15 protein-coding genes are annotated in these 18,606 nt (G+C 51.0%); 9 read left to right on the top strand and 6 right to left on the bottom strand.

From position 1 onward, the window contains the following. Positions 1-43 precede the first annotated feature (43 nt). Positions 44-1,996, top strand: coding sequence for a cation:proton antiporter (locus tag AB6B37_RS14920; protein ID WP_371396644.1), 1,953 nt, complete (start codon positions 44-46; stop codon positions 1,994-1,996). Between the two features lie 90 nt (positions 1,997-2,086). After that, positions 2,087-4,000, top strand: coding sequence for a transglycosylase domain-containing protein (locus AB6B37_RS14915; protein ID WP_371396643.1), 1,914 nt, complete (start codon positions 2,087-2,089; stop codon positions 3,998-4,000). 54 nt (positions 4,001-4,054) lie between these two features. Here the strand turns inward: AB6B37_RS14915 and AB6B37_RS14910 are convergent, their stop codons facing one another. From AB6B37_RS14910 to rpmI, 3 genes are all read right to left on the bottom strand, one after another. Next, positions 4,055-6,280 (bottom strand): TonB-dependent receptor, encoded by a 2,226-nt coding sequence (locus AB6B37_RS14910; RefSeq protein WP_371396642.1) that lies wholly within the window; start codon positions 6,278-6,280, stop codon positions 4,055-4,057. A 213-nt stretch (positions 6,281-6,493) separates the two neighbouring features. Further along, a complete protein-coding gene (gene rplT / locus AB6B37_RS14905; RefSeq protein WP_371396641.1) occupies positions 6,494-6,871 on the bottom strand; it encodes a 50S ribosomal protein L20 in 378 nt (125 codons plus the stop codon). Between the two features lie 38 nt (positions 6,872-6,909). Beyond that, on the bottom strand, positions 6,910-7,110 hold the full coding sequence (gene rpmI / locus AB6B37_RS14900) for a 50S ribosomal protein L35 (protein ID WP_371396640.1): 201 nt from the start codon (positions 7,108-7,110) through the stop codon (positions 6,910-6,912). A gap of 238 nt (positions 7,111-7,348) precedes the next feature. On the opposite strand from rpmI, the gene AB6B37_RS14895 reads away from it, so the two are divergent. Then, complete coding sequence (locus AB6B37_RS14895; protein WP_371396639.1) at positions 7,349-7,723, top strand: DUF4345 family protein; 375 nt, start codon at positions 7,349-7,351, stop codon at positions 7,721-7,723. Between the two features lie 80 nt (positions 7,724-7,803). Here the strand turns inward: AB6B37_RS14895 and AB6B37_RS14890 are convergent, their stop codons facing one another. Next, complete coding sequence (locus AB6B37_RS14890; RefSeq protein WP_371396638.1) at positions 7,804-8,271, bottom strand: hypothetical protein; 468 nt, start codon at positions 8,269-8,271, stop codon at positions 7,804-7,806. 160 nt (positions 8,272-8,431) lie between these two features. On the opposite strand from AB6B37_RS14890, the gene AB6B37_RS14885 reads away from it, so the two are divergent. Beyond that, the gene (locus AB6B37_RS14885; RefSeq protein ID WP_371396637.1) at positions 8,432-10,303 is read left to right on the top strand and encodes a P-loop NTPase fold protein; all 1,872 of its coding nucleotides are present in this window, start codon (positions 8,432-8,434) and stop codon (positions 10,301-10,303) included. 108 nt (positions 10,304-10,411) lie between these two features. Here the strand turns inward: AB6B37_RS14885 and infC are convergent, their stop codons facing one another. Next, the gene (gene infC / locus AB6B37_RS14880) at positions 10,412-10,936 is read right to left on the bottom strand and encodes a translation initiation factor IF-3 (RefSeq protein WP_371396636.1); all 525 of its coding nucleotides are present in this window, start codon (positions 10,934-10,936) and stop codon (positions 10,412-10,414) included. Positions 10,937-11,038: 102 nt separating this feature from the next. Beyond that, a complete protein-coding gene (locus AB6B37_RS14875) occupies positions 11,039-12,178 on the bottom strand; it encodes a glycosyltransferase family 4 protein (protein WP_371396635.1) in 1,140 nt (379 codons plus the stop codon). 62 nt (positions 12,179-12,240) lie between these two features. Between AB6B37_RS14875 and AB6B37_RS14870 the strand changes: the two genes are divergently transcribed. The 5 genes from AB6B37_RS14870 to prmC all read left to right on the top strand — a co-directional run bounded on the left by AB6B37_RS14870 (position 12,241) and on the right by prmC (position 18,451). Continuing rightward, on the top strand, positions 12,241-13,305 hold the full coding sequence (locus AB6B37_RS14870; protein WP_371396634.1) for a zinc ribbon domain-containing protein: 1,065 nt from the start codon (positions 12,241-12,243) through the stop codon (positions 13,303-13,305). 149 nt (positions 13,306-13,454) lie between these two features. Continuing rightward, entirely contained in the window at positions 13,455-16,124 is a 2,670-nt protein-coding gene (locus AB6B37_RS14865) for a hypothetical protein (RefSeq protein WP_371396633.1), read from the top strand. A gap of 69 nt (positions 16,125-16,193) precedes the next feature. Continuing rightward, complete coding sequence (locus tag AB6B37_RS14860) at positions 16,194-16,940, top strand: alpha/beta fold hydrolase (RefSeq protein ID WP_371396632.1); 747 nt, start codon at positions 16,194-16,196, stop codon at positions 16,938-16,940. 56 nt (positions 16,941-16,996) lie between these two features. After that, positions 16,997-17,473 (top strand): TlpA family protein disulfide reductase, encoded by a 477-nt coding sequence (locus AB6B37_RS14855; RefSeq protein ID WP_371396631.1) that lies wholly within the window; start codon positions 16,997-16,999, stop codon positions 17,471-17,473. Between the two features lie 51 nt (positions 17,474-17,524). Continuing rightward, the gene (gene prmC, locus AB6B37_RS14850; RefSeq protein WP_371396630.1) at positions 17,525-18,451 is read left to right on the top strand and encodes a peptide chain release factor N(5)-glutamine methyltransferase; all 927 of its coding nucleotides are present in this window, start codon (positions 17,525-17,527) and stop codon (positions 18,449-18,451) included. The last annotated feature ends 155 nt before the right edge of the window (positions 18,452-18,606 follow it).

Below are 18,606 nucleotides of genomic sequence, written 5' to 3'. Positions count from 1 at the left end.
GCGCAAATCACTTCATTCTTTTTAGACATCATCAGGAAAATTTATGGCTGCCGATCTTGCCCACCATGCCGTTAGCGTTCTTCCCATTAAAATTGCCCTGATTGGGGCGCTTGGGATTGGCGCGCAGTGGCTCGCATGGCGTCTACAACGCCCCGCAATTGTTTTAATGGCTATTGCCGGTCTTATCTTTGGCCCGCTGATTGGCTGGATGTTAACGGGACAGTTTTGGCCCGACATCATACGCAACTTTCTAGAGACAATACGCCTGAACCCTGTCGAGGATTTCGGCGATGTTTACCGTCCCATGATTGGTCTGGCCGTGGCGATAATATTGTTTGAAGGCGGGCTGACATTGCGGTTCAAAGATTTGGGCGACGCGACGCGCGCGGTGAACCGCATGGTCTTTATCGCCGCCCCAATCGTATGGGTCGCGGGTGCCGCAGCCGCGCATTATATCGTTGGGCTGCCGCTGGATATTGCCATTATGGTCGGTGGTCTGTTTGTGGTGACGGGCCCCACTGTGATCATGCCGCTATTGCGACAAGCGCATCTGAAATCAAAACCCGCGAATGTCTTAAAATGGGAAGGCATTGTGAACGACCCGCTGGGCGCGTTATTTGCCGTCGGTGGGTTTGAATTTATCCGCTTGACCCAAACGGGTGACCCGCTGGTGCTGGTCTTTGGCAAGCTGATCTTTGCCGCCGTTTTAGGCACAGTCATCGGGATTATTTCTGGCATAGGCCTGGCCAGTGCCTTTCGCCGCGGTCTTATTCCTGAATATCTCAAAGCCCCGATTGTACTGGCCTGGGTTCTGTTTATCTACGCGCTTGCTAATGCGCTCGCGGACGAAACGGGACTACTGGCCGTGACAGCGCTGGGAATGACGATGGCGAATACGAAATTTGCGTCTATGGTCGAGTTCCGGCGCTTTAAAGAAAACATCGCGATTATCCTTGTCTCTGGGGTCTTTGTCATTTTGACAGCAACCCTGACGCCAGAGGTCCTGCGCGATATGTTTACCAATTGGCGGGTTGGGGCTTTCGTTCTGGTCATGATGATATTCATCCGCCCTATTGCGGTTATGCTTTCGACATTATGGTCAGGGCTGACATGGCGCGAAGCGTTACTTATCGGCTGGATACAGCCGCGCGGTGTTGTGGCCGTCGCGGTCGCAGGCCTATTTGCAGCCGAATTACAGGCCTTGGGTCGTCCCGAAGGTGCGGAATTTGTACCGCTCGCCTTTGCGCTCGTTTTTGCCTCAGTCCTCGCGGCAGGCTTTACGATCGGGCCCGTCGCAAAACTGCTCGGTCAAAGCGAAGGCGGCGGTCACGGCGTCATGATTGTCGGCGCGAACCCGTGGACATTGGGTCTGGCCAAAGCGTTGAAAGATATGGACGTTCGCGTGACTATGGCAGACACTAATTGGCGGCGTCTGCGCGGGGCACGGCTAGAAGGTCTATCGACCTTTTACGGCGAAGTGTTATCCGAGAACGCTGATTACACCATGGACCACAGCGCCTTTAACCACATCATTACGGCGACACCCAATGATGCCTATAACGCACTGGTCTGTGTGGAATTTGCGCCAGAGCTTGGCCGTCACCGTGTGTTCCAAGTGGCGGGCCAAGACAAAGATGACGCGGACGGCGACGGCATTGCCTTTACCTCCCGTGGACGGACCCTATCATCACGCGGACGCAGCTTTGACGCGCTTACCCGTGATTGGTGGTCGGGCTGGCGCTTCCGTTCGACCAAGATATCGGAAAACTACACCATGGATGATTTCTATGAAAATCGCGGTGAAGAGGTCGACATAATCTTGCTGAAAAAAGCAGACGGCAGTTTGGAGTTTCTGCAACCTGGCGGTCAAACACGTATCACAGAGGGCACATTATTGTCCTTCTGCGCAGCGAGTGACACGACCGACCAACCCCGTGGCCAAGGCGCAAAAGTGTCAGAGGGCCTTTCAGGGCCAGCGTCGCCCCTACCGGGCTAAAGACTGGCGACAAAAGCAGCCAAGATTCACGGCTGCTTAATTAATATAGCGCACAAACAGGGTTAAAACCTATTAACCCTGTTTGGTGCTATGCCGTTAGTCTCTCCAGTCCTGCGCAAAAAAAGACGCTTCAAAGCGGTTAAGGTTCTTTGCGCGGCTGGCGTGCTCAGCGGCTATCTCGGCGGTATGGCGGCATTGTCCATTGTCGCGATGGCGTCACAGGATATGCCAAGCGGCGAGACATTTTATACGCCAAACCGCCCTGTGTCTGTTCAAATCGTAGACCGTTACGGACGTGACCTTGCGGTACGCGGGGCGGCCGAAATGCGCCCCGCAAAACTGGACCGTCTGCCTGACCATCTATCCAAAGCCGTCATGGCCGTGGAAGACCGCCGTTTTTACAGCCACACAGGCGTTGACCCCATTGGCCTAATGCGGGCGGCCTATATGAATTTAAAAGCGGGGCGCGTCGTTCAAGGCGGCTCGACCCTGTCACAACAATTAATCAAAAACGTCTTTCTAACGCCCGAGCAAACGCTTAACCGTAAGCTCCAAGAAATGATGCTGGCCATTTGGCTCGAGTATAAATTCACCAAGACCGAAGTCCTAGAGACCTATTTATCCCGCGTCTATTTTGGCGGAGGAGCCTGGGGGTTAGAAGCCGCCAGTGAAACCTATTTTGACAAAGAGGCCTCCGAGCTAACCCTGTCTGAGTCCGCTTTGCTGGCAGGGGTTTTGAAAGCGCCGTCGCGTTATAATCCCGCGCAAAACCCAAGTGACGCAGCCGCCCGCACAGGGGTCGTCATCCGCGCCATGGCCGATGCGGGCTATATTGACCGCCAAATGCAGCTCCGCGCGCTATCAGATCCGATTGCTATTTCTCGCCCCTCCACGGACGGGTCCGAGAATTATTTTGTCGATTGGATGTGGGAAGAGATGATTGCGGCCATTGGCACGCCCACGCGTGATATTATTGTTCACACAACACTGGACAAAGCCGCGCAAATGGCCGCCAGTGACGCCGTCACCCGCCATCTTGATCCGCGCAAAAACGCAGCAGAGGTCGCTGTCGTCAGCCTTGACGGGACAGGCGGCGTTCAAATTATGGTCGGCGGTGCACGGTACAGTCAAAGCCAATTTAACCGCGCCGCCCAAGCCGAGCGCCAACCAGGGTCCGCGTTTAAGCCCTTTGTCTATCTGACAGCTTTTAACGCAGGGCTAACCCCGTGGGATGTCCGTGTCGACGCCCCCATTGTGATTGGGGATTGGGAACCGCAAAACTTCACCAAAAAATACAAAGGCGACGTCACGCTGGATTATGCCTTTCGCCAGAGCCTGAACACTGTAGCCGTCTCCTTATCAGAGGAGGTCGGACGTGAGCGCGTCGTCGATACGGCCGAGCGCCTTAGGGCTGGCAGTTTTAAACCGCTCCGCAGTCTGGCACTTGGGGCGCAAGTGACCACGCCTTTGGCATTGACCCATAGCTATCTGCCCTTTGCCAATGCGGGGGATACAGCCGACGTTCACGGCATATTATCCATTTCAACCGCTGACGGAACACCACTTTATGAGCGCCCGAAATCCGCGCCGCGCAAGGTAATTAACGCAACCGCGCTGGGTCATATTAATCACGTCATGGTCAACACCGTTACTTCTGGCACGGGGCAAGGTGCGCAGATTAAAGGCCGCGATATTGGCGGCAAGACAGGCACGACCAATGATTTTCGTGATGCCTGGTTTGTCGGCTATGTCCCAGACCGCGTCACAGGCGTTTGGGTTGGGGCCGATGATTTTTCGCCCATGGTCGGGGTCACAGGCGGGACGATCCCGGCTCAAATCTGGCATGACACGATGAGTGTTGCGCTAGCGGATATAAAGCCGCGCTATATACCCGTCAGCCAAAAACCCATCACGCAATTTAATCCTATTCAACGACGCGAAACATCGCTGGACTTGCTGCTCGCTGATATTGAAAACGTCTTGCCACAACAAAGCCAAAACTAAAAAGCGCCCTCAAATCTGAGAGCGCTTTTTGAGTTTTTTATAAGCCGTTAGAGCCTATTGCATTTGCCATTTTAGCTGCACACCATAAACGCGCGGCGGATTCACAATGCCCGATAGATTATTAAAATCAATCGCGCTGACTGCGCCAACTTCATCCGTAATATTGCGAACAAAAGCCGCGCCCGTCCATGCGCCTTGGCTATAGCCGACGCGCGCGCCGCCTTCCCACCATCCGTCTGAATTAAATTCAACAGATTCGTATAAGAAGATATTGGCGTCAGAGCGGTAGTTCCAATCTGTGCTGGCAAAAAATTCGCCCTCGCCTAGCGGCTGTCTGTAATCGACAATGAAATTACCAATCCATTCCGGCGCATTCGGGAAGCTATTGCCGTCAATGAACGCGCCGCCCGATACAGGGTCGATGGGGTCAAGAACTGTACAGGCCGCTCCGCAAATACCAGAGGTTAAATCCGCGTCGCGAATTTCAGTGTTATTATATGACAGCCCCGCCGTAATGGTCAGCGCGTCTGTGACCAGCGCGCTCATATCCGCTTCAAACCCGTAACCGCGGCCTTTGTCGGCATTGAGCAATTGATTGAAATTACCTGCCCCGCCAATGGCGGTTAACTGCTGGTCTTTGATGTCATAGAAATAACCTGTGACATTGGCCTTAAGACGGCGGTCTAGAAGGAATGATTTCACGCCAACTTCATATGAATCTAATGTCTCGGATTCAGCTGTTGTGACAACATCACCAAACAAGATACGGCCCTGAATAGACGGAGAGCGGAAACCCCGCGCGGCACGGGCATAGACATTTACATCGTCATTGACCGCGTAAGTCACGCTGGCATCCCAGCTGAGCTGGCCGTCGCCAACGGACACATTAATCGGGCCAAGCGCACCTGCTGTGCCGACAAAGGGCGCGACTTCGCGGTTGGCGGTAAAGTCTTTATCATCATCAGAATAACGCAAGCCACCCGCCAATGTTAGCTGATCCGTGACGTCATAAGAGACGTTACCAAAGACCGCAATGGCGCTAGTATCTTGGGTTTGGAACGCACGGCCGTTTTCCGCGCCCGCCGCCAATGTGTCGTAATTCAGCGATACGATATCCAAATGTTCTTCAAAACTGTAGATACCCACGGTGTAATTCAGCGGCCCAGGGTTGGAATTTGATAGACGTAATTCATTGGTGATTTGACGGTGATCATTAATACCGTCCGCAGACTCCGCGGGAAACGGAATAAAGCCAGGGCCGAAGTTACCCGCGCCCAAAAACGCCGCGCCGAAACCGCCGTCAACATCGCCGCGAGAGAACACGTCAACGGTCTCGTACCCTAGAATATAAGTCGCGGTGACATTGCCAAAATCAAGCTCTGCTTTGGATGTCACGCCAAATGTATTTAAATCAAGCACGCTTTGCGCGGCAGAATCAGAAAAGCTAATCTCGCGGTCAAATCCGTCACGCAAGCCTTGTTCGCCCGTGGTGAAAGCATTGGCTTGGAAGCTAGTTTGGCCCCCGTCCAGATTTCGCGCATGCACATTCACAAGCCAGCTGAAATCCTCGGTCGGCGCATAAAGACCCTGAGCACGCCAAGCAAATTCTTTGTAACCACCCGCATTCCCAATATCGCCGAGGAATTGGTTTTCGATGTAATCATCACGGCGTTGGAACAAACCGGATAGGCGGAAGGAAATATCCTCTGTCACCGCGCCGCCCATCGCGCCCTCTAGCTGCAGCGTGCCAAGGCGCGCATAACTAGCAGACAAATAGGCGTCCGCCTCTTGCGACGGTTTTACGCTATCAAATTTAATGATGCCCGCCGGCGTATTACGGCCAAAGAGAGAGCCCTGCGGGCCGCGTAGCACTTCGACCTGTTCCGTATCAAAGATTGGGAACCCCTTTAGCACGGGGTTTTCAAACACGACATCATCATAAATAAACGAGACAGGTTGAGAGGCGTTGAGATCAAAATCCGTATTGCCCAAGCCGCGAATATAAGAGCGCGGGAAAATACGACCAAAAGAGCTTTCAATAATCAAGCTCGGCACGCGCGCGGATAGATACTGAATATCATCGCCAGCCCCGCCAAAAGTATCGAGCGTATCTTTAGGGAGCGCGGTGATAGACACCGGTACGTCTTGGATATTTTCAGACCGCTTTGTCGCGGTGACGATAATTTCGTCAAATTCTGGAGATGATTGCGCGAAAGCTGGCGCGGCAAGAGACAGCGCAATCGCCGTTGAGAGGCCAAAAGTAAGGACGGAAGTTTTCATAGGAACGATACTCTGTGTGAAACGCGCAAAGGTTACGCAATTTAAAACCTCCGCTTACGCAGAAGCATGGCTCACAACAAGTCACATTTATGACATCGGTGTAATTTAACGCGCTGCTGTGGTATTTGTGCACTAGTCCAAACCGCGCGTAAAAAATGCCCCCATAAGGGAGCATTTTGAACTCTATAATCTCGGCCTATTACGGCGAAGGATTTACGCTTTTACCGTATGCGGCTGACTGGCGTGTTTTTTCGCAGTCTCAACAATCGCTTTGAACGCTTCTGGCTCATTCCCGGCCATATCGGCGAGAACTTTGCGGTCAAGGGTGATGCCGGCTTTGTTGATACCGTCCATGAAACGACCGTAAGTCATGCCGTGTTCGCGAACAGCGGCGTTAATACGCTGAATCCAAAGGGCGCGAAACTGACGCTTTTTCAGTTTACGGCCAATATAAGCATATTGACCCGCTTTTTCGACCGCCTGATTGGCGATACGGAATGTGTTTTTACGGCGGCCGCGGTAACCCTTGGCTGCGTCGATAATTTTTTTGTGGCGGGCGTGTTTAGTAACGCCCCGTTTTACGCGTGACATAGTCTACTCCAAATCTGATTTAAAAAGGGGGTTACCCGTTAGCCGTTCGGCATCCATGATTTTTTGATGCGCTTTGCATCACAATCTTTCAGCACAGTTGTGCCGCGCAGTTTACGAATCTGGTCGTTCGTGCGTTTGATCATACCGTGGCGTTTACCCGCTTGGCCGGCTTTCACCTTGCCAGATGCGGTCAGTTTGAAGCGCTTTTTCGCGCCTGACTTCGTCTTCATTTTTGGCATTTTGGTCTCCTTGATACGGGGTCACGGGTGAAGGCCCGTTTGCCCTGCCTTTCGAGCGGATAGGCATGCCTTTTGCCTAGCGCGCTACGTCCCCAAACAGTGGGGAAGCGGCCTTATACAGAGCGGGTATATTAATGCAAGTAGGCAACTGCGCGAAAACCCTCTTGAACGCAAAGCCTTTCGTAAGGCGTGTATATCGGATAGGGTGATGAAAATAGGGCTAAAACGGGAGCAGGTCATGGGTGCATTGAAATTTTTTGTTGGGCTGAACGGTATTTTCTATCTGCTTTACGGCCTTTACGGCGCTTTTGTGCCGACATCCATTGCCTTTATCATGGGCTGGACACCGTCACTGTTGGGACTTCACGAGGTTCGCGCGATCTGGACGGCCTTGGCGGCGATGGGGCTTGTAATATTATGGACATTGCGCCACGCGTCTGATCTTGTCCCTGTGGTGAAAGCCATCATGCTTGTCACGGCCGCGTTTTTTGTTGGCCGCGTCTTGGGCCTAACGCTTGACGGAGCTGGCCCGCCGCTGACCTATTTTGAAATGGGTCTAGAGATTGTGATTGTGCTGTGGGGGTTGGTCATACTGCGCCGCGTGCGGGTATAGCGCAGAGTAGCCACGCGTCTATGGTCACGAAAGCCGTAGTTTCGCGTGGGGCATCATCGAAATTTTAAAAATAAAGCGCGCTAGTCGGGCGGGATATGCGCCGCCCACAAACCATCAGGCGCGCGAAAATCCCCGCGCGAGAATATCGCCATGAGCGCTTCACGCGCCAGCCGCGACGACCAATAGGCCATGCGGTAAACCCCAATGCGCCCATCCACAGACAGCCGGCACCGCCGTTCTAAAAACTGGGTCGGAGAGACACGTGGGCCAAAGGCATAAAAAGGCGCAAGATTGCGCGCTGGTGGCAGCGGGCTATTGGGGTGGTGGTGAATCAAACGGCTGCGCGCGCGGCTCTTTGAAAATAGAGGCCATTTATAAGCCGCGCCATCAGCATCAGAACGCCGCCCACAATCGCCGCCCAAGACACCACTTAGAACATCAAGCGACAAAAGCCGAAACCACAGCCAAATCGCTGCCAACATACCGTCATAAGGCGCATGGACGCTGGACGACGCGCAAGACGGATATGTCGCAGATTGAAAATGCATATCCCAGAGTATCACAGGGTTTTGGGTGGGGGAGGTAATTGCTAGTTATAGTCTGCCGTGGGGGTGGAGGGGACGTTAAAATTTATCTCTTTATAATTAGAAAATTTGAATCTAGTGCTTTCAATACTATATACGACTTTAGGTCGTTAAGGTTAACTCTATGTCAGCGCTCAAAGAATATCTGGACTATTACAAGTCGCTATCGTCACCTGGCTATGCTGTATTGGTTACAGGGGCTTGGGGAGTAGGTAAAACTCATCAAGTCAAAAAAGCGCTTCGAACCGATGAAATATATTATGTGTCATTATTTGGGTTGGAAAGCCGTGAAGAAATAGAGGCTGCGGTCTTAACTGCGGCTAATCCAGCCTTGAACAAAAAGAAACATGGATTGAGGTGGGGCACTGAAAAAGCAAAACAGGTGGGTGGTTTATACAGCCTTATAGGAATAGTTCCTAGCGCTATAAATTCTTTACTCAAAATTGAATTAGATCCTGAAAAGGTAATTGTTTTCGATGATCTTGAGCGCTGTAGCCTAAAAATGAAAACGCTATTAGGTGTTATAAACTGGTTTGTTGAACATCAAGGTTCTAAAGTAATTATAATTGCGCACGACGAAAAGCTCGGCAAAAAGCTGCAAAATCAAAAAGAAAAACTCTTTGGGCATACAATTCTTGTTGAACCGGAGTTAGTCACAGCATTTTTCGTATTTTTAAAAGAGATTGAATCGTCGAGCTTTATGACTTCAGAACAAGCGGAATCAGCATCGAAGTTCCTAAGAAGGAACCGACAGCTTATTTTCTCAATCTTTGAAAGACAGGTAGTTGAAGACGACCAAGCCAGTGTCCGAGTATACGGGAACAATTCTCTACGTGTGCTAAGGAGATCACTATTTGATGTCGCGAGGTTATATTCCATTATTGGTCCAAATTTTTTAAGTAACGAAGACGCGGTCTCTCGGCTTATTACTGAGTTTTGCATATTTAACTTAGAACATAAAATAGGCTCACTTCCGACAAAGTCTTTGACGGAGGATTGGGGGGACGAAATGAACCTTCGTATGGAGAGAAGAATCACTCCAGAGAATGAAATTAATATTCCCTCTTCTCCCTTGGAGAGACTAGAAAACAAGTATTCTCAGATCAATCTAGATAAATTATTGCTAAATCAAAGCATCCTGAGTCAAACAATAGTGCATGGAAATTATGGCGCTAATTTATTAAGCGATAGGCTCGATAGTACAACTTATTTTGCTGCGCCTGCAGTTTTACCTGCTTGGCGACGGTTTATGTCTTTTGATGACCTTGATGACGAAATTGTAGAGCAGGCTAAAAATGAACTGTTAGACCAGTTTGAGAATAGAGAGTTACATGAAGTAGGTGCGATGCTTCATATGTTTGCTCTAAGGTTTATGATGTCAGAAAATGCCATTATTACAGAAGACTATCCGACAGTAGAGCAATCCTGTCGTGAATACATCGATGACCTGTTGTCAAATGGCGAGTTGCCTCCAAGACCAACGGATTGGCGGTGGCCTGAAAGTTCAAGATTTAGAAGCAGTCATGGGTATTCTTACTGGGTAAGAGAGGCTTATCAGGAAAATTTCAGCAATGTTCATCAGTATCTAAATGATAAGCGTATTGAGGCATTCGACAATCAAGGAACTGATGTCGCCCAAGAAATATTAGCTGCCTTACGTACTAACCCAGACGAGTTTACAAAACTAATCTCGTTCAGACAGGGGGAAGGGAAGTATGCGTTGTTACCTGTCATGCACAATATTAACCTAAACGAATTAGTTGAAACTTGGTTGAGTCTCCCCAAAGAGAGTTGGAGAACTATTCAATACGCATTCAATGATCGCTATGAAGGAGGTCGATTACAGAACGATGATAATCATATAGGAGAACTATCAGGAGAAAGGGATTGGGCTATTGGATTGCGCCAATCTCTTGAAGCGCGTGCGGCAGCTTTAGGTGGATATAAAGGGCTTAGAATTTCTCGTATAATTCCAAGACTTCCACAAGTTGAGTAGATGAACTCACGCCGCAATGAGGATAAACAAGCCTCCACCCGTGCCACACCCCACCCCACAAAAAAGCCCCGCGTTAGCGAGGCTTTTTCTTTGTCTTTACATTCGGCCCTATTTCGGCGCTAACACCATGACCATGAGGCGGCCTTCGGTTTTGGGGGCGAATTCGACTTTTGTTGTTTCCTCAAAATCCTCTTGCACGCGTTTGAGGAGGTCCATGCCGCGGTCCATATGGGCCATTTCACGGCCCCGAAAGCGCACGGTGACTTTGACTTTGTCGCCGCGGTCAAAGAACTTTTCCATCGCGCGAATTTTTACGCCGTAATCATGGACATCAATATTGGGCCGCATTTTAATCTCTTTGAGGGATTGCGTGCGCTGGTTTTTGCGGTTGGCGGCTTTCTTCTTTTGGTTTTCAAACCGAAGCTTGCCGTAATCCAGGACCTTACAGACGGGAATATCCGCCGGGCCAACCTCGACCAGATCAAGGCCAGCCGCACGGGCAGCCGCCAAAGCTTCGTCAAGAGCGACGACGCCTTTCTTTTCTCCGTCTTCGAGGATTAATAAAACTTTTGGATTGGTGATGTCGCGATTAATGCGAGGCCCCTTAACTTTCTTGGATGGGGGGGCGGCCATAGGACGTCTAGCGATGGGAGGGTCTCCGTTGTTGTTTAAGTCAGACGCTAATATGTGCGTCCGCGCGCGGTTTTTCAAGCCTTAGTGAGCGCGCAGCGTGTTTTATTTGGTCAAGAGGCGGTCATAAACCGCCAGAGTCGCCGCGCACATGGCTTTTGTTGTGTAAATGTCGCGCACACGGGCCATGGCGGGTTTGGCAAAGGCCGTGGCCTCCCCTGCGCTCATGGCGGCGAGTTTTTTGATTTGCTTGTTTAAACTGCCGACATTGCCGGGCGCCGCCATAAGGCCAAGCGCATTATCAGGGTTTTGCGCCTTTAGTATTTCGATGGACCCGCCGTGGGCAGTCGCAATCACGGGCTTGCCCATGGCGCAGGCCTCTGCTGTGACGCGGCCAAAGGCTTCGGGCTCGATGCTGGGGACAATCACGCCAAAGCTGGCAGCGTAGCTACTGGCCATACCGCTATCGGGGCCAGAGAATATCACGCGGCCTGTGGGCAAGGTCGCAGCGAGCGCGTGAAGCTCTTGGACATAGTCATCGCGCCCCTGTGCGTCGCCTTGGATAACCAATGTCAGATTATCAATGCCCTTCATGGCCTTTATCGCTTCGACTTGGCCTTTCCAGCGGGTCAACCGTCCGGGCAGTAACAGCACACGCTCATCAGGGCCCACACCCCAGCGCGCGCGGGTGCTGTCAATCAAATGACCCATTACCGTAGTCGGGAACAGGTCGAGATTAACCCCGCGCGGGATAACATCAATAAAGTCAGCGTCCAGGCCGTGTTCTTTGACAATATGGTCGCGCGTATATTCGGAATTGGCAATCACCGCATCACCGCGTGTCATGACCGCATTATATTTGCGCTTCAAATCGGATTTGGCGTTATAAATCCCGTGATAGGTCGTGACGAGTTTCACATTATGACCCCGCTTTTTGGCCTTTTCCACCGCCCAGCGTGCGGGAAAAGCAGGCGCGCGAGAGCGCACATGAACGATATCAATGCTCTGGCTACGGATAATCGCGGTCAATGCCATGGCGGTGAGCCGCCAAGTAAAGGGGTTTTTGCTATGCATGGGCAATGTGTGGCAAACCGCACCCAAATCGCGCAAAGGCGTGACCAGCGGCCCCCCGCGAGAGGCCACCTGCGCGCCGTGTTTCTTTTTGAGCAAAGCGTGGGCAATTTCAACGGTCGTGCGTTCGACACCGCCAGAGCCAAGCGCTGGGAGGACTTGTAAGACATTCATAAATGCGGTGTAGCGCAGACGATTAAAAATACCTAGTGTGTAGATGATCAGTGGAGGAAATCATGGCCAAATCAACACGCAGACCCCAGCAGATTTATACAATCGTTATGTGGTTGCTCTCGATTGTCTTTGCCGGCTTTCTTATTGGGCTCGGCAGTCTGGTTATCAAAGACATGCCGCGCGTGGATAGTCAAATTAGCGTTGAAGACTTTGTTGATGATAGTGCCTTGCGCGCAATTGACGCCCGACTAGAGGCCAATGAAGACCAAGGCCAAGTTTTATCCCGCGCCGTCGAGGACGCCCGCAGTGCCGCCCAAGAAGCGCGCACGGATTATGCCTCTGCCAAAGTGTCACTCGATAATTGGCTCGCGACGCGCACAGCCACAGAAAGCCAAGCGCAAAACCCAGAGGTTATTGCCCGCACACGCAGCGTCGAAGCCTTACAAAATCAAGAGCGCGCGGCGCTCCGCGTACAAGCGGACGCGCAAACCGCGCTCACGCAGTTTAATCGTGCCCAAGCCGATATCAGGCTAGAGCGTAATCGTTTAGTTACGGCGGCGCGGCCTGAGTACCGCAAAGCGCAAAACGCACAAACGCTACGGGTATTTTTATACCGCCTTGCCCTCACCTTGCCGCTGCTCATTATTGCGGGGTGGATGATTGCGAAAAAACGAGAGGCCGCCTATTGGCCGCTATATCGGGGCTTTGTGCTATTTGCGCTCTTTGCTTTTTTCTTCGAGCTTGTGCCCTATCTGCCGAGCTACGGCGGATACGTCCGTTATACCGTCGGTATCATCATGGCCGTGATTGCGGGGCATTTCATCATACGGTCTATGCGGCGGTATTTGGACCGTAAAAAACTAGAAGAAAGCCGTAGCGAGGGCGAACGTCGCCAAGGCATTGAATATGAAACGGCGCTTAAGAAAATTGCGGCAAAAACTTGCCCAGGCTGTGACAGATCTATTGTTGTGCGCGACGGGGTTGAGACAGATTTTTGCGTCCATTGCGGCATTCGCTTGAAAGAAAAATGCGGCAATTGTGGCGAGCGCAATATCAGCTTTCACCGTTTCTGCCTGTCCTGCGGCACCGCCACCCCTGCTGGTCAAGCCGAGCAGTCTGCCAGTTAAAGGCGAAGCGCGGCCCCATCCCGTTTGAAAAGGCCGCAATTAAAATCCTTGACGCATTTGAAGAATTGAGTCTTCTTATGATGGGCGCGAACAAATTTAAATATTATCGATAAACCTTCGCGTCCCTTAAAATCAGGGAGCGCATAATTATGGGAATCAGAGATAAGTTTAAAAAGCGCGGCAAGAAGATTAAGACCGTCATCAATAAAGTTGATGATAAGATAGACAAGGGTCGTGACATAGCCGCCGATAAAGCCAAACAGGCGGCAAAGGAAGCGCAAGAACTGCAAAGAAAACTTGAGGCCGACCGTAAGGCCGCGCAACGTAAGTTAGCGGATAACGCCGCGCGACTGGAGCGCGAAGCCAAAGCGGCCAAAGACGCGACAGCAAGGCTTGCCCGAGAAAAAGCCGCAAAATTAGAGCGCGAGGCGAGGGCTAGAAAAGATAAAGCCAAACAGATTGCGAATGAAAAGGCCGCGCACGTCCAAGCCCAAGCAAAAGCTAAGGCCGAAAAAATTGCGCGCGAAAAAGAGCGTTTGAAAAAACGCGCAGAAGCGGCTGCGAAACGAAAAGCAGAGGCCGCAAAGTTAGCCGCTGAGCGCGCCGCCAGAGCCGCGGCAAATGCTGCCCGTGAAAAAGCAGACGCCGCCAAGCGTGCGGCTAAACAAAAGAAAGATGATGCTTTAAAACGCATGCAAAATGCCCAAGCGGCCGTCAATAATAGCACACAAAATATGCGCGACAGAACAGACGGCATTATCCCGCCCTGGATAGAAGGGCCCGTAGGTAATCTGAAAGACCGGGTTAAAGACGATATTAAAGAGGATTTAGAAAAATTTCGAGACCTGCGTGAAAGCGGTAAAAAGCATAGGCAGCAATGGTGGGCAGACCGCAAAGAAAAGGCGAGCGATAATTTTGGTGTATCCTTTAAACGCCTGTCGGTTCGGATCTTCCCAACCCAAAGTTTGGATTTTACATTTCCTGAGGCTGGCGAACCGCAAATTAAAGCCCGGGATGACTTAGGTCTGGCTGTGTCTGGGGGCGGAACCCGCTCTATGTCCCACAGTCTGGGTTATTTTCGGGCGCTAAGGGACATGGGTATTATGGACAAAATACGTTATATCGGCGCGATTTCAGGCGGGTCATGGATTTCGACACCTTATTGCTATCTGCCACATAACATTAGTGACCACGAATATTTAGGCGATGACGTCGAAACACGGCAGTTAAAACCAGAGTTTATCAGAAATGATGATGAGAGCGCAATATTGCCCCGCCAAATTGCACGCTCAGAAATCCTGCGCTCCGTTGGTGTAAATTTACTCACCTCCATTGTAGGCCGCAGTTTGTCCCTGCCCACAATCCCCTTCTTAGGCATACAGTTCAGTCTTGATGACGTAACAGAGATATGGAACCGTATCATTAGCGAATTATACCTTGATGATATCGGGCTTGGTGGCGACCAATATGCCTGTTGGACGGATAAACAAGTCAAGGGCATTTTAAAACGTAATCAAAACATATTCGGAAAATCTAAACTCGAGCGCAATGACTTCGTGACCTATACTCGCGACCGCCCTTATCTTTGTATCAATGGTGCGATGAACCAAGACAGCTATCTTATCCGTGATGACAGGGATGAAAAGTTTAGACCCTTGGGACTTCGGTCTTGGGAACATTATGAATTTACGCCTTATTACAGCGGCATCCACCGCCATAGTCGCGGCAAAGGCAAATTAAATGTTGGTGGCGGTTATAAGGAAAATATTGGCATGGATACGCTGGGCGGCCTTGCAACCCCACAATCCGTCAAAGTATCACCGGGTCGAGTAAACCACCGTTTTTCATTACAAGATATTATGGGCATATCAGGGGCAGCCCCCGCCTATATTTTGCAAAATATTACCCGATTTGCTGGCAAACAAAACTTGGCTAATACGCTTAGAAATGAATGGGGCGGCATCACAGCGCTTGATGGCAGCTTTGACAATAATCGCGGCGTCATGAAAATTTTCCCAAAGATGCGAGACTGGCCAGTACAATATTTTGCGAAACCTGTTACCGTAGAACGCTTTTTTGGTGATGGGGGATATGTGGATAATTACGGCATCATCCCGCTCTTAAAACGCAAGGTTCGTAAAATTATTGTCTTAATCAATACTGATATTGCGATTGACGGCACACTTGATCAAATGATGAAAGGCGAGGGCGTTGATAGTTTTATCCTGACGCTGTTTGGGCAAGCTACAGGGAGAAAACCTACCCTAACAAGCCCATCCAATCAATTACAACCCGGGCGCTTTTTTGGACGAGAAAATGGACAGGTTTTTGATAATGCGCAATTAAAGTCCACCCTTGAAGGCTTGATTAAAAATCGCGCGCCAAACCGCAATGCGCATAACGGTCCTATTTTTCACCGCGCCGAATATGTGACCTGCGACAATGAATTCTATGGTGTGGAGGCGGGGCACCACTGTCAAATCCTGTGGATGTATAATGACTTGAACTTAGATTGGTGCAAAGCGCTGCCAGATGAAACGGCCGCGATGATACGCAGTCCAGATCATAAAAACCTCGGGACGTTTCCCCATTTTTCAACATTTTTGACCCAGTCCGATCGCGCGGATTTTTTAAGCCCCGAAAGCTTTGCAGAAATCCTTGAAGGGTGGGAAGAGGCAGGATTAAAGGCGGCCATAAGGCGTAGCGGTCATGACAGAATGATAGATCTTGATCCGTCCCAAGTTGCTTTGGCGGCTAATCACGCCAGTTTTAATATCAAAGCGGTAAAGGCTGAGCTTGATGCGCTCATGATGTTTTAAAGCAAGGGATTAAAGCAACGGCTGACCTTACGCTCTTGACCTTATCCTTATAGCGATTGAAAAGGTAGCATGAGCAATCCTTCCGTTTTCAAGACCCTGTCAGGGCACCGCTTGGCCTATCACAAAGTCGACGGCGCTGGGCCAACCGTTATTTGGTGTGGGGGTTTGAAATCAGATATGGAGGGCAGCAAGGCGCTGCATTTGCACAGCTGGGCGAAAGACGCTGGCCGTGCCTATATCCGCTTTGATTATTTTGGTCACGGGGTCAGTGATGGTGAGTTTACCGACGGCACGATATCGCGCTGGGCGGGTGACGTTTTAGATATGATTGATCATGTCGCAGACGGTGATGTCATTTTGGTCGGCTCATCCATGGGCGGCTGGGCGAGCTTGCTCGCGGCAACTGCGCGGCCCAAAAGGGTGCAGGCGCTGGTGCTGATTAATCCCGCGCCGGATTTTACGCAAAAACTGACCTATGCGTCATTTTCCGATATTCAACGCGAAGATTTGGAACGCGACGGCGTGGTTTATTTGCCGTCAGATTATGACGAGCCCTATGCCTATTCCAAGGCCTTAATCGATGATGGTCGCGCGCGGCAAATTCTCGACGCGCCAATTAATTTTGACGGGCCTGTGCGTATCCTCCAAGGCATGAGCGATGATGTGGTGCCGCCGGAATATTCCCGCCGCATCATGGACGTCATCCGCAGCGAAGACGCGACTTACACGCTGGTTAAAGGCGGTGACCATAGCTTGTCTCGCCCGCAAGATTTGGCTTTGCTGGTACGGAGTTTGGACGGATTACTCATCACGTAAATGTGACGCCATACTTTATGCAATACGTCTAACGTCGAATAAATTTGGAGAACTCTATGTCTTATAAATCAATCGCAGCAACTCTATTCACGATCGCATTAGGGGCGTCCCTGACCGCTTGTTCTGGCGCGGATAAGCCCAATAAAACCACAGCATCAGACACCACACAATCTGCGCAATCAACTGACATAAAGGCTAAGGCTGTTTTGATTTACGCTGATTGGTGCGGGAGCTGCAAAGTACTGGACCCGAAGATTAAAGCGGCCCGAGACATGGCCCGAGACATGGGTGATGTTCCAGCACTTGATTTTGTCACGCTGGATTACACAGATAAAGACGTTGATGCCTTTTACGCCCAAGCCAAAGCCGCGGGCGTAGAAGATGCTGTGCGCGCGCATTTGGACGGGACCATTAAAACAGGTCTGCTGTTAATGGTGGATTTGGATGATCAGGCGGTGCTGGACGTGATAACAAAAGCGCAAGATGCTCAGCAAATCCTATTCGCCATGAAAGACGCCGCCGCGCGGTCATAATAAGGTAAAATTGCGTTGACGGGCGTCATGGTGGTAAGGCTATAACGTCCTATGCCCGCGTCAACTGATAACCCCACAGGCCCCATTGTTCCGCTGTCGATGCGGCCACGGTCTGGCCCTTATTCAGGATTAAATGCCCGTTCTGCCAAACGGTTTTTAACGGCGCAGTTTAGCGAGGCTGGCCTGCCGACACCCGACATTGACGCGCGAGAGCTGGTCTTGGCCGCGACGGCTATGACCCATAGTGAGTTGATCGCAAATGGCACAGAGTTTTTATCCCAAGAGGTTTTTGCCCAAATATCAGATTATGCGGCACGGCGTCTGTCGGGCGAACCTGTCGATCATATCTTGGGGCGGCGCGGGTTTTATGGACGAGATTTTAAAGTGACCAAAGATGTGCTGTCACCGCGCCCTGATACAGAGGTCTTGATCGATAAGGCGCTGGCATTTTTAAAACCCTTTAAAGCTCCGCGAATTTTAGACCTTGGCACAGGAACGGGGGTGCTCGCGATCACGCTCTTAACGGAATTGCCCCATGCGCAGGCATGCGCTGTGGATATATCGCAAAAAGCTTTGTCTGTGGCACGGGTAAATGCCCAAAGCCACGGCGTTGATGACCGTTTAATGCTGTTAAAATCTGATTGGTTATCACATGTGGACAGCTCATATGAGCTGATAATATCCAACCCGCCTTATATTGACGCGCAAGCGATGGCGGCTTTGTCGTCAGAGGTGGCAGGTTTTGACCCTGCGCTAGCCTTGGCGGGCGGTGAAGACGGACTATCCGCTTACCGGATCATAAGTGCGCAGGCGCGCGACTATCTTACACCCAACGGTCAATTGATTATAGAAATTGGCTTTGATCAAGGTCGCACCGTGCCAGATATTTTACGCGGCGATGGTTGGGACGCCATATCAGTGAGCCAAGACCTAGCGGGGCAAGACCGCTGCGTGCAGGCCCGAAAACCCGCCCTTTAACAAAGGCCAAAACGGGCGCAAAAAAGGCCTTGGCGGGGGGCTTTGTTTTTGCTAGGTGTTTTACGTGCACTGATCGCGGGTATTAACGCCACAGTCCACTAAAGCCCAAACGTTCATAATCATCACTGGCAAGAGGCCACGATGGTTTGCGAAAT

This window comes from Fretibacter rubidus (assembly GCF_041429785.1).
GTDB classification, from domain to species: Bacteria; Pseudomonadota; Alphaproteobacteria; order Caulobacterales; family Maricaulaceae; genus Fretibacter; species Fretibacter rubidus.
The sequence above is the reverse complement of the archived record's forward strand: the minus strand, read 5'-3'. Positions and strand labels throughout refer to the sequence as shown.